Source organism: Sutterella megalosphaeroides, assembly GCF_003609995.1.
GTDB classification, from domain to species: Bacteria; Pseudomonadota; Gammaproteobacteria; order Burkholderiales; family Burkholderiaceae_F; genus Sutterella; species Sutterella megalosphaeroides.
Map to the genome: position 1 here is coordinate 95,561 of NZ_AP018786.1, position 14,927 is coordinate 110,487.

16 protein-coding genes and 1 tRNA gene are annotated in these 14,927 nt (G+C 64.9%); 16 read left to right on the forward strand and 1 reads right to left on the reverse strand.

Annotated features, from left to right (window positions below):
• Positions 1-184 precede the first annotated feature (184 nt).
• The 12 genes from S6FBBBH3_RS00440 (at position 185) to rapZ (ending at position 10,177) form a co-directional block, all read left to right on the forward strand.
• Positions 185-1,081 carry a transporter substrate-binding domain-containing protein gene (locus S6FBBBH3_RS00440; protein ID WP_120175856.1) on the forward strand — a complete coding sequence of 299 codons (897 nt, stop codon included), beginning with the start codon at positions 185-187 and terminating at the stop codon, positions 1,079-1,081.
• Positions 1,082-1,226: 145 nt separating this feature from the next.
• Positions 1,227-1,964 (forward strand): amino acid ABC transporter permease, encoded by a 738-nt coding sequence (locus tag S6FBBBH3_RS00445; protein ID WP_120175857.1) that lies wholly within the window; start codon positions 1,227-1,229, stop codon positions 1,962-1,964.
• An 18-nt stretch (positions 1,965-1,982) separates the two neighbouring features.
• On the forward strand, positions 1,983-2,663 hold the full coding sequence (locus S6FBBBH3_RS00450) for an amino acid ABC transporter permease (protein WP_120175858.1): 681 nt from the start codon (positions 1,983-1,985) through the stop codon (positions 2,661-2,663).
• A gap of 44 nt (positions 2,664-2,707) precedes the next feature.
• Complete coding sequence (locus S6FBBBH3_RS00455; RefSeq protein WP_170143921.1) at positions 2,708-3,436, forward strand: amino acid ABC transporter ATP-binding protein; 729 nt, start codon at positions 2,708-2,710, stop codon at positions 3,434-3,436.
• 151 nt (positions 3,437-3,587) lie between these two features.
• The gene (locus S6FBBBH3_RS00460) at positions 3,588-4,577 is read left to right on the forward strand and encodes a KpsF/GutQ family sugar-phosphate isomerase (RefSeq protein ID WP_120175860.1); all 990 of its coding nucleotides are present in this window, start codon (positions 3,588-3,590) and stop codon (positions 4,575-4,577) included.
• Positions 4,577-5,101: a KdsC family phosphatase gene (locus S6FBBBH3_RS00465; protein WP_120175861.1), complete on the forward strand. Its 525-nt coding sequence runs from the start codon at positions 4,577-4,579 to the stop codon at positions 5,099-5,101. Before S6FBBBH3_RS00460 ends, S6FBBBH3_RS00465 begins: the two co-directional genes overlap by 1 nt.
• A gap of 3 nt (positions 5,102-5,104) precedes the next feature.
• Positions 5,105-5,722 (forward strand): LPS export ABC transporter periplasmic protein LptC, encoded by a 618-nt coding sequence (gene lptC / locus S6FBBBH3_RS00470; protein WP_120175862.1) that lies wholly within the window; start codon positions 5,105-5,107, stop codon positions 5,720-5,722.
• Positions 5,723-5,724: 2 nt separating this feature from the next.
• On the forward strand, positions 5,725-6,327 hold the full coding sequence (gene lptA / locus S6FBBBH3_RS00475) for a lipopolysaccharide transport periplasmic protein LptA (protein ID WP_120175863.1): 603 nt from the start codon (positions 5,725-5,727) through the stop codon (positions 6,325-6,327).
• Positions 6,328-6,351: 24 nt separating this feature from the next.
• On the forward strand, positions 6,352-7,131 hold the full coding sequence (gene lptB / locus S6FBBBH3_RS00480) for an LPS export ABC transporter ATP-binding protein (protein WP_170143787.1): 780 nt from the start codon (positions 6,352-6,354) through the stop codon (positions 7,129-7,131).
• Between the two features lie 12 nt (positions 7,132-7,143).
• Entirely contained in the window at positions 7,144-8,559 is a 1,416-nt protein-coding gene (gene rpoN / locus S6FBBBH3_RS00485) for an RNA polymerase factor sigma-54 (protein ID WP_120175864.1), read from the forward strand.
• A gap of 132 nt (positions 8,560-8,691) precedes the next feature.
• On the forward strand, positions 8,692-9,222 hold the full coding sequence (locus S6FBBBH3_RS00490) for a PTS sugar transporter subunit IIA (RefSeq protein ID WP_120175865.1): 531 nt from the start codon (positions 8,692-8,694) through the stop codon (positions 9,220-9,222).
• A 70-nt stretch (positions 9,223-9,292) separates the two neighbouring features.
• On the forward strand, positions 9,293-10,177 hold the full coding sequence (rapZ, locus tag S6FBBBH3_RS00495; protein ID WP_120175866.1) for an RNase adapter RapZ: 885 nt from the start codon (positions 9,293-9,295) through the stop codon (positions 10,175-10,177).
• Positions 10,178-10,197: 20 nt separating this feature from the next.
• Here the strand turns inward: rapZ and mutY are convergent, their stop codons facing one another.
• Positions 10,198-11,307 carry an A/G-specific adenine glycosylase gene (mutY, locus tag S6FBBBH3_RS00500; protein ID WP_120175867.1) on the reverse strand — a complete coding sequence of 370 codons (1,110 nt, stop codon included), beginning with the start codon at positions 11,305-11,307 and terminating at the stop codon, positions 10,198-10,200.
• Between the two features lie 138 nt (positions 11,308-11,445).
• On the opposite strand from mutY, the gene S6FBBBH3_RS00505 reads away from it, so the two are divergent.
• The 4 genes from S6FBBBH3_RS00505 (at position 11,446) to S6FBBBH3_RS00520 (ending at position 14,810) form a co-directional block, all read left to right on the forward strand.
• Positions 11,446-13,335 (forward strand): tetratricopeptide repeat protein, encoded by a 1,890-nt coding sequence (locus tag S6FBBBH3_RS00505; RefSeq protein WP_170143788.1) that lies wholly within the window; start codon positions 11,446-11,448, stop codon positions 13,333-13,335.
• Positions 13,332-13,865: a lipoprotein insertase outer membrane protein LolB gene (locus tag S6FBBBH3_RS00510; protein WP_170143789.1), complete on the forward strand. Its 534-nt coding sequence runs from the start codon at positions 13,332-13,334 to the stop codon at positions 13,863-13,865. The genes S6FBBBH3_RS00505 and S6FBBBH3_RS00510 overlap by 4 nt, the downstream gene beginning before the upstream one ends.
• The gene (gene ispE / locus S6FBBBH3_RS00515; RefSeq protein ID WP_120175870.1) at positions 13,858-14,721 is read left to right on the forward strand and encodes a 4-(cytidine 5'-diphospho)-2-C-methyl-D-erythritol kinase; all 864 of its coding nucleotides are present in this window, start codon (positions 13,858-13,860) and stop codon (positions 14,719-14,721) included. The genes S6FBBBH3_RS00510 and ispE overlap by 8 nt, the downstream gene beginning before the upstream one ends.
• 12 nt (positions 14,722-14,733) lie before the next feature.
• Positions 14,734-14,810, forward strand: a tRNA-Gln gene (locus tag S6FBBBH3_RS00520).
• Positions 14,811-14,927 lie beyond the last annotated feature (117 nt).

Consider the following 14,927-nt stretch of genomic DNA (forward strand, 5'->3'; position numbering starts at 1 on the left):
CACTCGGGAAAACCCTTCGTCACCCATCCTAACTTCTTGTTTTTTTTAAAGGATCGCATTCACCTCCGCCCGGCCGACGCAATGTTTGGCACGGGTCTTGCTTCTTGTAACAACAAGGGTTTCGGGCGTCCTCCGGACGGCTTCGAACCCCACGACTTACGACAGACGCACTCAGGAGGTCATCATGATCCGCTCCCGCATCGCCACGATCGCTTTTGCCGCTCTTCTTTCCGCTTCGACCCTTGCGGGTGCCGCCGAGCTGACGGGTACGCTCAAAAAGGTGAGCGAAAGCGGCACGCTCACGATCGGCTATCGGGAGAGCTCCGTGCCCTTTTCCTACCTTCTCTCCGACGGCAAGCCCGCGGGCTACGCGTTCGAAGTCTGCCGCGCCGTGGGCGAAGCCGTGAAGGCCGAACTCAACATGCCCGACCTCAAGATCCGCTACCAGGCGGTCACGTCGGCCAACCGCATTCCCCTCATTCAGAACGGCACGGTCGACATCGAATGCGGCTCCACGACGAATTCGCTCGTGCGCCAGCGCGAAGCCGCCTTCGGCACGAACTACTTCGGCATCCAGGTGACGGCCGCCGTCGCGAAGTCGAGCAACATCCGCTCGCTCAAGGATCTCAACGGCAAGAACATCGCCGTCACCTCCGGCACGACCTCGGTGGCGCTTTTGAAGAAGTACGAAAAGGAAAACGGTCTGCGCTTCCGCTTCCTCATGACGAAGGACTTCGCCGAAGCCATGCAGCTCGTGGCGAATCACCGCGCCGACGCCTTCGTGATCGACGACGTGCTCCTGGCCGGTCAGATCGCCAACCTCGACAACCCGCAGGACTTCATGATCCTCGACGAGTCGCTCTCGGTCGAACCCTACGGGCCGATGTTCCGCAAGGACGATCCCGCCTTCAAGGCGCTCGTCGACCGTACCGTGACGAACCTCATCACCTCCGGGAAGTTGGCCGAGCTCTACAGGACCTGGTTCGAACGTCCCATCCCCCCGAAGAACGTCAACCTCAACTTCCCGATGAACTCCTATACCAAGGAACTCTTCGCCAACCCGAACGATCGGGGGATCTGACACTTCCGACAGTCATTTGCCGGAGGCGGCCGACTAGCGACACTTTGAAACCGCCTCCGGCTTTTTCTTTTTTTCCCGCGCGAACCGTGCGCGGATACACCCGGTCGTCCCCTAGGGGGGGGGCGAGTACAAAGGAGTTCGTCTCATGGCCATCAACATCGGCTTCGAAACGCTTTTTGAAACTTCGCTCCTGTCGGACGATCCGTGGTGGCTCTACATTCTCGACGGTGCGGGCTGGACGATCGGCCTGCACGTTGCGGCCTTCTCGCTCGCGCTCGTCGTCGGGGTCGTCGTGGGGACGCTGCGCACGAGCCCGAACCGCGCCGTGCGCGGTCTGTGCGAAGCCTGGATCGAACTCTTTCGCAACATTCCGCTCCTTGTTCAGATCTTCATCTGGTACTTCGTCGTGCCGGAGTTTCTCCCCTGGTACAAGGACTGGATGATCAACAGCGACCCCGTCCTCTCGCAGTTTCTCTCCGCCTTCCTCTGCCTCGGCCTCTTCACGTCTTCGCGCGTGGCCGAACAGGTTCGTGCCGGGATCTGCTCGATTCCCCCGGGACTGCCGAACGCGGCCCGCGCGCTCGGGCTCACCCGCGTGCAGGCCTACCGCTATGTGATCCTGCCGATGGCGCTCCGACTCGTGCTGCCGCCCCTGACGAGCGAAGCGATGAACCTCGTCAAGAACACCGCCATCGTGATCACGATCGGCCTTTCCGACATCACGATGCGCGCCAACGAGATGGGCGAAAACACGTTCCAGTTCTTCGCCGCCTACTGCTGGGCGACCTTCCTCTACATCGTCATTGCGCTTGCGGTGAATCGCATCATGGCGTTCCTCGAACGCCGCACCGCCGTCCCCGGCTTCATTGCCGCCCGCAACTGATTTCCGGGAGTTGACCCCATGACCATCGATTTTTCCAGCATCACCGAATCGGCCGACTTCCTGATGGCGGGCGCGGCCTACACGCTCGAACTCACCGCCGTCACGACGATGGGAGGGCTCACCCTCGGCACGCTTCTCGCGCTCGCGCGCCTCTCGAGCCGTCCCTGGCTCTCGCGCCCCGCGAAGTTCTACGTCGACCTCATGCGCTCGGTGCCGCTCGTCCTCGTCCTTTTCTGGTTTTTCCTCCTCATGCCGGAAATTCTGCGGCTCCTCTTCGCGCTCGATCACGCAGTCATGATCGGCCCCGACATGACGGCCGTCATCACCTTCGTGCTCTTCGAAGCCGCGTACTTCGCGGAAATCATGCGTGCGGGCATCCAGTCCGTGAAAAAAGGACAGTTCGCCGCGGCCATGGGTTTGGGCTTCACCTACGGGCAGACGATGCGCTACGTCGTTCTGCCGCAGGCCGTTCGCAACATGCTCCCCGTCCTTCTCACGCAGATCATCATCCTCTTTCAGGACACGAGTCTCGTGTACGTCATCAGCGGCAACGACTTCCTCGGTGCCGTTTCGAAGATCGCTCAACGTGACGGGGAACTCGTTTTGATGTACTCTTTTGCGGCGCTTTGCTATTTGGCCGTTTCGCTTTCGTTGTCTCTGCTTATTCGTCGCCTGCAGACCAACCTCGCGACTCGATAATCCCGCCTACCTCCCCCCAAGAACAAGGATCCCCCCTCATGGCAATGATTGAAATCAAGAACATCAGCAAGTGGTACGGCAACTTCCAGGTCCTCAAGGACTGCTCGGTCGAGGTCGAGAAGGGTGAAGTCGTCGTCGTTTGCGGCCCGTCCGGTTCCGGCAAATCCACGCTCATCAAGACCGTCAACGCGCTCGAGCCCTTCCAGAAGGGCGAGATCATCGTCGACGGCATCTCCGTGGGCGACCCGAAGACGGACCTGCCCAAGCTGCGCAGCCGCGTCGGCATGGTCTTCCAGCACTTCGAACTCTTCCCGCACCTCTCGATCCGCGAAAACCTCGTGCTCGCTCAGATGAAGGTGCTCGGCCGCAACCGCGAAGAAGCCACCGAACGCGGCCTGAAGCTGCTCGATCGCGTCGGCCTTCTCAAGCACGCCGACAAGTTCCCCGGTCAGCTCTCCGGCGGCCAGCAGCAGCGCGTGGCCATCGCCCGCGCTCTGGCCATGGATCCGATCTGCATGCTCTTTGACGAACCGACCTCGGCGCTCGACCCCGAAATGATCAACGAAGTGCTCGACGTGATGGTGCAGCTCGCCAAGGAAGGCATGACCATGATGGTCGTGACGCACGAAATGGGCTTCGCGCGCAAGGTCGCCGACCGCGTGATCTTCATGGATGCGGGTGAAATCATCGAAAACCTTCCCGCTCAGGAATTCTTCGGCAAGCCCCACTCCGAGCGCGCCCAGAAGTTCCTCTCGAAGATTCTCCAGCACTGATCCCGCGCCCTCGGGGTTCCCGCGACCCGAATCGCCTCCGGCACGCCCGTCGTCCGGAGGCGTTTTCGCATCGCCCGTGCGAGTCGCTCCCCGCGCGGACTTAACCGTTATTATTGGCGTACCCCCACACCCCCTTTTTTCAGGTTTCACAATGACTCTCCGATTCGATCCCGCCGCCACCCTTGCGCTCGGCCGCGACGTCCTGCAGCACGAAGCGCAGGCTCTTTTGACCGCCGAAGACGCGCTCGGCAACACGGACGACTTCGTCCGTGCCGTCGAGCTCATCCTCAACATCCGCGGTCGTCTGGTCGTCTCGGGCGTCGGCAAGTCGGGCCATATCGGACGCAAGCTCGCGGCGACCTTCGCCTCGACGGGCACGCCCGCCTTCTTCGTGCACGCGGCGGAAGCCGCTCACGGCGACCTCGGCATGATCACGGCCGACGACGTCGTGCTCGGCATTTCGTATTCGGGCGAAACGAACGAACTCCTGACGGTCGTTCCCTCCATCAAGCGCGTCGGCGCCCGACTGATCGCCATGACGGGCAATCCCGCCTCGAGCCTCGCGCGTCACGCGGACGCACACATCAACTGCCACGTCGAGCGCGAAGCCTGCCCGCTCAACCTCGCCCCGACCGCCTCGACCACGACGACGCTCGCCCTCGGCGACGCGCTCGCCGTTGCCTGCCTCTCGGCCAAGGGCTTCAGCAAGGAAGACTTCGCCCGCAGCCACCCGGGCGGCGCGCTCGGTCGACGCCTCCTCATCCACGTCGAAGACATCATGCGCTCGGGCGACGCCGTCCCGAGCATCGAAGCGGACGTGACGGTGCTCGACGCCGTTCGCGAAATCACGCGCAAGCACATCGGCATGACGGCCGTGGTCGATCACGACGGCAAGCTCCTCGGCATCTTCACGGAAGGGGACCTGCGTCGCCTCATCGAACGCGTGGGCGACATCCGCGAACTCTGCATCGCCGACGTCATGACGCGCACGCCCCACACCATCGGCGCGCGCGAACTCGCCGCGAGCGCCGTGCAGCAGCTCGAGGCCTACCAGTGCAATCAGCTCCTCGTCACGGACGAAGAGGGCCGCCTCATCGGCGCACTGCACATGCACGACCTCATGGAAGCCAAGGTGATCTGATGACTCTCGAAGAACGCGCCCGCCGCATTCGTCTTCTCGTGCTCGACGTGGACGGCGTCCTGACGGACGGCTCCATCAACATTTCGGGCAACGGGGAACTCTTCAAGTCCTTCAACGTCCGGGACGGTCTCGGCATCAAACTCCTGCAGAAAATCGGGGTTGAAGTCGCCATCCTGACGGGCCGCACCTCCGCGATCGTCGCGGAACGCGCCCGCGAGCTCGGCATCACGCACGTCCTTCAGGGGCAGCGCTACAAGGTGCCCGCCTACGAGGACCTCGTCGCCCGACTCGGCCTCTCCGACGACGAAGTCGCCTACATGGGCGACGACCTCCCCGACGCGCCGCTTCTCGCGCGTGCGGGCCTTGCGGCCACGCCCGCCGACGGCAATCCCGAACTCGACGTCCACTGGCGCGTGCCCGCCGCGGGCGGGCACGGCGCCGTGCGTGCGCTCGCCGAACTCATCGTCAAGAGCCGCGGCGGCTGGGACGCGCTCGTTCGGGACGTGTTTTACGAGGGCCGCTGAGTCATGGCGCACCGTCGACTCATTCTGCGCGAACGCGTCACGGCGATCATCGGCTCGGCGATTCTCTTCGTGCTCGTGGCCGCGAGTTACTACTATTCGATCCAGGTCGAAATCGCCGGTCTCAAGTACATTCCGAGCGAATCGAGCCCGGACTTCACCGCGCGCAACGTCACGCTCACCGATTTCGACGAAACCGGCACGGCCGACCGTCGACTCTTCGCCGAGGACGTCGCTCACTTTTCCGACGAGCGCATGCGCGCTCAGGCGGTGCGCTTCGTCACGCTCGATCCGTCGAAGCTGCAACTCGCGCTTTCGGCGCGCGAAGCCTGGAGCGACGACGGCCTGGAGACGGTCGACTTGTCGGGTGCCGTGACGCTCACGCGCGCGGCCGGTCCCCAAGAGCCCGACCTCTTTTTGCAAACGGAAGCCCTGAAGGGGTACCTCGACACGTACCGATTCGAATCCGTACTTCCTGTCTTCATGCGCCGCGGGAACGATACGACCGAGTCCGCCAAGGGCATGGTGTACGATAACGTCGGACACACGCTCGAATTGCGCGACCGCGTTCGCACGGTCCTGCACCCGCAAAACTTCCAGCAACCTACGGAACTCCGTCCCTGATCATGCGCTCCATTCTCTGTGCCTCGCTCTGCGCTCTGGTCGTCGCTCCGGCCTTTGCGCTCTCGAGCGACCGCGAACAACCGATTGAAGTTACGGCCGACCGCTTCAACGGCGACGAAGTCAAACAGACGGCCGTCTATTCCGGCAACGTCGTCGTTTCGCAGGGATCGATGCACCTGCAGGGCGCCAACCTCGAGCTGCGTCTGACGCCGAAGGGCTACCGTCAGGCCACGATCACGGGCGGACCCGCAAAGTTCCGCCAGCAGCGCGATCCGAAGGGTTCGGTCGGTCCCGACGAATGGGTCCATGCCGAAGCCGCGACCATCGTCTACGACGAAGAACGCGACACGATCACGCTCACCGGAAAGGCCAAGCTCTCCCGCACGGAAAGCGGCGTCGAAAAGGATCTCACCCGCGGCGAAAAAATCGTCTACGACCTTCGCAACGCCCGCTCCACCGTCGAGGGCGGCGTCGTCGGCGGCAAGCGCCAGCGCGTGAGCACCGTCATCGCTCCGCGCACGAAGGACTCGAACGCCGAGGCCGATCGCCCCTCCGCGCAACTCAAGAATTCGACGAAACTCACCGTCCAACCCGAACAGCCCTGATCGCCCCACGAGGAACGACTTGCCGTGAACTCCAACCTTCAGCAGGGTCACCTGCACGAACACGTCCATACGCTTGAAGCCAAGGGGCTCAAAAAACATTACGGCTCGCGCCAAGTGGTCAAAGGGGTCGATCTCTCCGTCAAATCGGGCGAAGTCGTCGGGCTGCTCGGTCCGAACGGCGCGGGCAAGACCACGACCTTCTACATGGTCGTGGGGCTCGTCGTGGCCGATTCGGGGTCGATCGATCTCGACGGCAATTCGATCGCGCACCTGCCGATCTACCGCCGCGCCCGCATGGGGCTCTCGTACCTGCCGCAGGAAGCGAGCGTTTTCCGCAAGCTCACGGTCGAAGACAACATCCGCGCCATTCTGGAGTTGCAAACCGACGAAAACGGCGCGCCCCTGAAGAGCGCCGTCATCGAAGAGCGCCTCGAGCAGCTCCTCGACGAACTGCAGATCCAGCACATCCGCACGAGCATGGCGCTCTCGCTTTCCGGGGGCGAACGACGCCGTACCGAAATCGCGCGGGCGCTCGCGGCCAATCCCCGCTTCATTCTGCTCGACGAGCCGTTTGCGGGCGTGGACCCCATCGCCGTCATCGAAATTCAGCGCATCGTCCGTTTCCTGCGCGACCGCAACATCGGCGTGCTCATTACGGACCACAACGTGCGCGAAACGCTCGCCATCTGCGACCACGCGTACATCATCAACGAAGGGCGGGTGCTCGCCTCGGGGTCGCCGGGCGACATCATCAGCAACCCCGACGTGCGTGCGTTCTACCTCGGCGACAATTTCCAGATGTGATCTTGTCCCGCCATGTCCGCTTTGCTTGAGGTTCGTCAATCGCAACAACTCTCGACCGCGCTCTCCGTCGCGCAACAGGCGTCGCTGAAACTTCTTCAGATGACGTCGGTCGAACTCATGGCGGAAGCGGACCTGCTCGTTGCGCAAAATCCGTTCCTCGAAACCGAGAACGCCGCCCCGGAAGCGTCCGTACGCACGGAGGAGCCCTCCTGCGACGTCCCCGAGGGGGATCTCCCCGAAGGAGCGCCCCTCGAAGGCATGTACTCAACGTGGGGCGCGGGCGCGGCGTACGAGGGAGCGGATCCCCTCGAGGGGCTCGTCGCTCCCGAATCGGTGCGCGCCGCACTGTTGAACGATGCGCTCGAACTCGACCTGAGCGAGAAGGAGCGCTCCTGCATTCGCTGTCTCGTCGAAGAGCTCGACGAGAGCGGGCTCCTTACGGTGCCGCTCAACGAAGCGGCCGAAGAGTACCGAGCCGTCGTCGACGCCTCGCCCGCCGAATGGAAGCGGGCGCTCGTCGCGTTGCAGGGGTTGGAGCCCGCCGGCATCGCACAGCCGTCGCTCACCGAAGGGCTCGTGGAACAGGTGCGCCGCCGAACGGAAGCGGGCGACGTCGACGAGCCCGCGGCCCGTCTTCTCGTCACGCTCCTGCGGGAGCACCTCGGCGACCTGGCGCGCGCCGATCGCAAGACGCTTCTCAAATGCGCCGCGAACGACGCCGAGCTTCTCGAAGAGGCGCTCGGCCTCCTGCGGGAACTCAACCCCCGGCCGATCGCGTTCGATGCCGAGGCGACCCGATACGTGCTGCCCGACCTCGTCGTAAGACGCGCGAACGGTCGCTGGCGCGCGTTCGTCAACCCGAGCGCCCGACCGAACGTTCGACTCTCGGACCTCGCCCACGAACGCCGGGCCGTCGAGAGTACCGAGCTCAAGCCCTACCTCGAGGAAGCGCGACGCTTCCTTCAGGCCGTCGACGCACGGACGAACACACTTTTGCGCATCGCGGAATTTCTCGTCGAACACCAACAGGCGTTTTTCGACGAGGGGCCCGCCGCTCTTCGGCCGCTGCGTCAAAAGGACGCCGCCGAGGCGCTCGAACTCTCCGAATCCACCGTCTCGCGAACAACCTCGGGGAAGTACCTCCAGGGCCCCTCGGGCACGCTCGAACTCAAGGCCCTCTTCTCGAACGCGGTCGCCGCGACGTCGGACGCCCCGGACGGCGACGAAGGTCTCTCGGGCGCGCGCATCCTCGACGAAATCCGCGCGCTCGTGGCCGCCGAAGATCCCGCGAGCCCCCTGGCCGACCGGGACATCGCCGAGCAACTTACCGGGCGCGGTTACGTCGTCTCCCGCCGCACGATTGCGAAATACCGGGAAAAGGCGGGCATTCCCTCCACGCGTCTGCGGCGCCGCAAAGCGTCCGAGTAACCGCCTCGCCCCACGCAAGGCCTGCGTTTTCGCAGCAATCCCGCTAGACTTCAGAAGCGTCGTCCGACGGGAGGACGTCGCCCCCTCAGACCATCCGCGCAGCCGCGTTGCAAAGCCGCGCATCACCGTCCCATGAACCGTTTTTCTTCCTACATCACCCTTCAAACCGTCCGTCTCGACGTTTCGGCCGCCAGTCGAAAACGACTCTTCGAAGAAGCCAGCGCGCTTTTCGAAGTGGCCTACGGCATTTCGCACTCGGAAGTCTTCGACGCCCTCATCGCCCGCGAACGTCTCGGCTCGACCTGCGTGGGAGCGGGCTGCGCGTTGCCCCACGGTCGACTGCACGAGCTTGAAGAGCCCGCGCTCGTCTTTCTGAGAACGGCCGAGCCCGTCAGCCTCGACAGCCCCGACGGCCGCGGCGTCCGACTCTTTTTCTGCCTGCTCGTCCCCGAAAACGACGAAAAGGACTACCTCGGCATGCTGCGCGAAATCGCGTGCCTTCTTTCCCAGAAACCGATGCGTCAGGCGCTTCTCGACGCGGCGGACGAAGTGGCCGTGTGCGAACTCCTCCACGCGTGGGAGCCGCCCGCCGACCTGCACGCCTCCGCGGAAGCGGCCGAAGCCCTCGCCGAGGACGACGAAACGCCCCGCACCGACGATTGACCGATTGATCGATTGAGAGGAGGGGCGCGCCCCTCGGGCGACGGGCCCGAGCGTCGCGCGCCGGAAATTCATGAAACTTGTTCTCGTTACCGGCCTTTCGGGCGGCGGCAAGTCCATCGCCATCCGGCAGCTCGAAGACTGCGGCTACTACTGCATCGACAATCTCCCGGCGGAATTTCTGCTTCCCGTGGCGCGTACTCTGGCTCGGTCGGAGACGAAAATGGCCGCGGTGGCGATCGACGCGCGCTCGCACGCCACGTTCGACAACACGCTCGAGTCGCTCAAAACGCTGCGTGCCGAAGGGTTCGACGTGCGGATTCTCTACCTCACGGCATCCACCCCGGAAATCACGCGCCGCTTCTCGGAAACGCGCCGTCGGCACCCGCTCTCGACGCACGCACGGGCGCACTCCGAAGAAGTGACGCTCCAGGAAGCGATCGAGCGCGAACGCGCGCTCCTCGAACCCGTATGCGCGCATGCCTGCGTCCTCGACACCACGGGACTTTTGCCCGCGCAGTTGCGCCGCTGGGTGCAGCAGTTCGTCGATCAGCCAGAATCCGACATGACGCTCGCCTTCGAGTCGTTCGCCTTCAAGTACGGCGTACCGGGCGTCGCCGACCTGGTTTTCGACGTGCGCTGCCTGCCGAATCCCTACTACACGCCCGAACTGCGCCCGCTGACGGGGCGCGATCAGCCGGTGGCTGATTTCCTCGCCGACTCGCCCCTCGTCGCGCGAATGACGGACGACATCGCACGGTTCCTCGAAACGTGGCTTCCCGCCTACCGGGCGCAAAACCGCCACTACCTCACGGTCTGCATCGGCTGCACGGGCGGACAGCACCGCTCGGTGTACGTGGCGGAAACGCTTGCGAAGCGCTTCCACGCCATCGTGCGCCATCGCGTGATCGAGCAGCACGCGCTCCTCAACCCCGAGCGGGCCCGTCAGAGCCTTTGAAGCCCCGCGTGCGGCCGCACTCAACGCACTCCGAAGAGCGACGGCCGCATCAGCTCCTCGAGAAGACGAACGACGGGCGCGGGCCGCCCCGGCATGGCCTCGCCCTCGACGTGCGGCGTGAATCCCGCGGCGCGAAGCCGGTTCGTCGTCTCGGGCGTCGCCCGGTAAAGACGCGCCTCGATCAGAAGCTCCCGATGCGAGAGGAGGTGCCGCAGGTCGGCACCCGCAAGCGGCGCCGAGAGCGCGTAGTCGCCCTCGAGTCGGGCCCACAGTTCGGCGTGGGACGCCTCGGCGTCGACCGCCATCGGAGGCGTCCACAGCCCCTTCCAGACGCTTCCCGTCTCCGCCCCTTCGTTGCCCGTCCGGCGGGCCAGCCAGAGACCCTCGTCCGTTTGCACGAACGCCATCGCCACGCGACGGCAGGCTTTGGGAACGGCCTTTTTCGGCTCGGGGAAGCTCTCCGCGCGCCCCGCGGCGCGTGCGGCGCACAGATCCGCAAGCGGGCACGCCTCGCACGCGGGCTTGCGACGGCGGCAGAGCATCGCCCCCAAATCCATCAGGCCCTGCGTGTAGTCGGCCATGTCGGCTTCGGCGGGCAAAATCTCCAGACACTTCGCTTTCACGGCCCGCTCGAAGGCGGACGAACCGACCGCCCCCTCGATCGCATAGACGCGAGCCACCACCCGCTTGGCGTTGCCGTCCGTCATCGCGCGCCGCTCGCCGCACGCAAAAGCGCTCACGGCCGCAGCCGTGCTTTCGCCGATCCCCGGGAGCGACACCAAGTCGTCGAACCGTTCGGGCATGACGCCGCCGAAGCGCTCGAGCACTTCGAGGGCGGCGCGACGCAGGTTGCGCCCGCGGCTGTAGTAGCCGAGCCCCGCCCAGTAGCGAAGAACCTCGTCTTCGTCGGCCCGCGCGAGGTCGCCCACCGTCGGGAAGCGCTCCATGAAGCGCTCGAAATAGGGGATCACCGTGGCCACCTGCGTTTGCTGCAGCATGATTTCCGACACCCAGCGCTCGTAGGGCCGGTTCGTTCGCTGCCACGGCAGATCGTGCCGACCGTGAACGCGCTGCCAGGCCGTCAATCGTTCGGCAAAGACGGCGTCGACCGTCGACTGCTTGCTTTCCATCACCTCAACATCCTTTCCGGCGCCCCGTCGGAGGGGCGCGGTTAACCTCGCGTTACGCTCCCGAGCCCGACACGGCCCGCCCTCGGGCTCCGTGCCGATAGAATGGAAGAACTTTTGTCACCACTCCTGCGATGGACCATGCCGGCGCCCTCTTTTCGTTCCGTCACCGCGACCCTAGCCGCGCTCTTTGCCGCTCAGACGCTCTGCGCCTTCGAATTGCCCCCGGGTCACCCCGAGATTTCCTCGTCGAAGAGCTTCATGTCGAAGGAGGCTCCGGCGATGCCCGCCGGGCACCCGCCCGTCACGCGTCCCGACTCGACGCTCTACGAGCTCGTGGCCGGCGGAATTGCCTATCATCGCAAAGATGTCGATTTTGCGGCAAGTGCTCTGATGTCGGCCGCCTATCGCGAGAAAAATCCCGAAATCGCCGAAATGGCCTGGCAGGCGGCGCTCGCCACCCGCGACTCGAACCGACTCGTCGCCGTGGCCCGCTTCTGGACGGAGCTCGAACCGACGAGCGAAATGGCCTGGCAGACGATCTTCGCCGATGCCGTCGAGAAGGGCGACCGCGCCGCGCTTGAAAAGGGGCTCGCCGCACTCGACGCGGCCAAAGCCGCGCGCAAAACCGAAAAGCCCGCCGCGGGCGACGCCGTCAAGCCCCGCTCGGACGATGCGTGGGTGGGTCGCGTCTCGCGCCTCTTTTCCCGCTCGCGCCCGAGCGACGCGCGCTTTTTCGCCGAAGCCGTCAAGCCTTATGCGCAAAAGCGCACCGACGCCGAAAGCCGTCTCGGGTACGCGCTCCTCTTGAAGACCGCGGGCGAAGGCGACCGGGCCTGCCGTCTCGCACGCGCCGCCCAGAAGACGAAGCCCGCCGACGCGTCGATCGTCGGCGAAGCGGCCGACGTCTGCTGGAGCGTCGACCCCGAGGGCACGCACCGGATGCTCAAGACCTTCCTCGAGCACCACCCGAACGAAGCCCGAATCCGCCTGGTTCTCGCCCGCGTCGAAGCCCGACTCGGCAACAAGGACCTCGCGCTTCGCGAAACCGACCGCGCGGTGAAGAACGCGGGCGAGGACGCGACCGTCTTCTACAACGCCGGCCAAATCGCCGCGGACCTGGGCGACGCGCCCCGCGCCGAAAAGCACCTCCTCGCCTACGTCGAGGCGCTGCGCGAAACGAATTCGGAGATCGATCTCTCGCACCACGACGTCTGGCTCCTCCTCGGGAACGCCGCGCTCGAACAAAAGGCGCTCGAACGGGCGGCGAAGTACTGGCACGAACTCACGGACGGCCCCTATGCGGGTCAGGCCCGCATTCGCGAAGCGATCGCCACGGCCGATCTCGGTCGACTCGACGACGCCTGCCGCATTCTCGAAGAAGGCCGCAAGACGCTGCCCCTCGACACGGCGATCCTCTACTCGGCCGAGTCGAAGCTGCTCCTTGAGAACGGACGCAACCGCGATGCGTACGTCCTTTTGAAGGAGGCGTCCGCCCAACACCCGACCGACACCGAGATTCTCTACGACGCCGCCATGGCGGCGGAGTCCGTCGGCGAGCGAAGCGACTCGGAAGCGTTCCTGCGCCGACTCCTCGACATGAACCCGCAGCACGTGCAGGCGAACAACGCGCTCGGCTACCTCCTCGTTGAGGAAAACCGGAACCTCGACGAAGCGCGCCGGCACCTCGAAGTCGCCTTCAAGGCCGCGCCGCTCGACCCGTTCATCCTCGACTCGATGGGGTGGCTCGCCTACCGCGAGGGCCGCTTCAAGGCCGCGTACGAATTCACGAACGCCTCGCTCAAAAAGCTCTACGACCCCGAAGTGGCCTCGCACCTCGTCGACATTCTCTGCGTGCTCAACCGACGCGCGGACGCCGAAAAGGTGCTCGCCGAGACGATCGAACGTTCGGGCCTCACGCCCGAGCTCGAAGCGCTCGCCGCGCGCCGCGCGCTCGCGCTTCCCGCGACGACCGGGACCTCGAAGACCGAAAAGAACGCACCCGAACGCACCGCGGGAGTCCGTCCGTGAAGCGCCGCACGCTCGTGAGGCTTCTCGGAGGCCTCGGTCTTGCGAAGATCGCGCTCCTCTCGGGTTGCGCGACGACCCCCGCCGACCGACGCGTCTTTGCGGGGCGCTTCGCGCTCACCGTCGCCGCCCCCGGAAAAACCGAGAACCAAACGGGACGCTTTCGTTTGACGGTGAGGGAACGGGGCGAAGCCGCCCCCGACCTGCAACTCGATCTGCTCACGCCGCTTGCGGGCGTACTCGCACGGATCGAAGTCGACGCCTCGGGCGCGAAACTCAGCCGCGGGATCGACGAAACCGTCGCCCAAGGGAAAGACCTCGACGACCTGCTCTCGAACGTGCTCGGCTTCACCCTTCCCGTTCGGGAGCTCTTTGAAGTACTCGCCGCACCGACCGCGAACGATCAACTGACGACGGGCGAGTGGGAAGCTCGCATCCGCGCCCGACGCCCCGAGGGCTCCGCCCGAACGGTGCGTTTTCTCCGACTCTCGGGTTCTCCCCGCATCACGCTTACGGTAACGCTCGATGACTGAAGCCTGTCTGGGGCTCCCGGCCCCCGCCAAACTGAATCTCTTTCTGCACGTGACGGGCCGTCGTCCCGACGGCAAGCACCTCCTGCAGTCGATTTTCACCCTGATCGACCTGGCCGATACGGTCGATCTCACGCTCCTTCCCTCGGGCGACGTCGAGCGCGAGGGCGTCCTCACGGGCCCCGCCGAGGAGGACCTCTGCGTGCGGGCCGCGCGTCTTTTGAAGGAGCGCTTCCGCGTCGGGGCGGGCGTTCGGATCCGACTCGAGAAGCGCATTCCCGTCGGAGCCGGGCTCGGAGGCGGGAGTTCCGACGCCGCCACCGTCCTCATAGGGCTCAACCGCCTCTGGAACCTGCGCCTCACCCGCAGCGAACTGATGGCGCTCGGCGTCGAACTCGGAGCCGACGTTCCTTTCTTCCTTTTCGGTCGGAACGCCTTTGCGGAAGGGATCGGCGAAAAGCTCCTCCCCGTGGAGCTTCCCGATGCCCGGTATCGGCTCGTTTGGCCCGGCCGAGGCGTGTCCACGGGTAAGATTTTTTCGGCCCCCGACTTGACACGGTCTACCGAAACACGCAAAATAGCGGTCTTTTCCGACTCCATCCGGAACCGCTGGCCGGCTCTCCCCGGCCACAACGACCTGGAGCCAGTGGCCGCTCGGATCGAGCCCGCCGTGCAAAAAGCGCTGCGGATGCTCTCCGAATCCGGCTTTGAGCCGCGCATGACGGGCTCGGGAAGTACCGTCTTCGCCGTCGAGCCGGAAGGCGCTCCCAAGCGCTCGCTGAACCTGCCCGAAGGGTGGCTGGAATTCCGGGTTCGAAGCCTGCCGGTCCATCCTCTGGCTTCATGGCTCACCGAATAAATGGATCGTGATAGGGGTATCGCCAAGCGGCCTAAGGCACCGGATTTTGATTCCGGCATTCGAAGGTTCGAATCCTTCTACCCCTGCCACACTCATCCCGAATTTCTTCAAGAAAAAGAGAGGCTTTCCGTTACAGAATGCCTCTCTTTGCGTTAGATTTTTGCGTGGGTGCTTCGTTTCGGACACCGTCCGAAATGCGGGTGCCG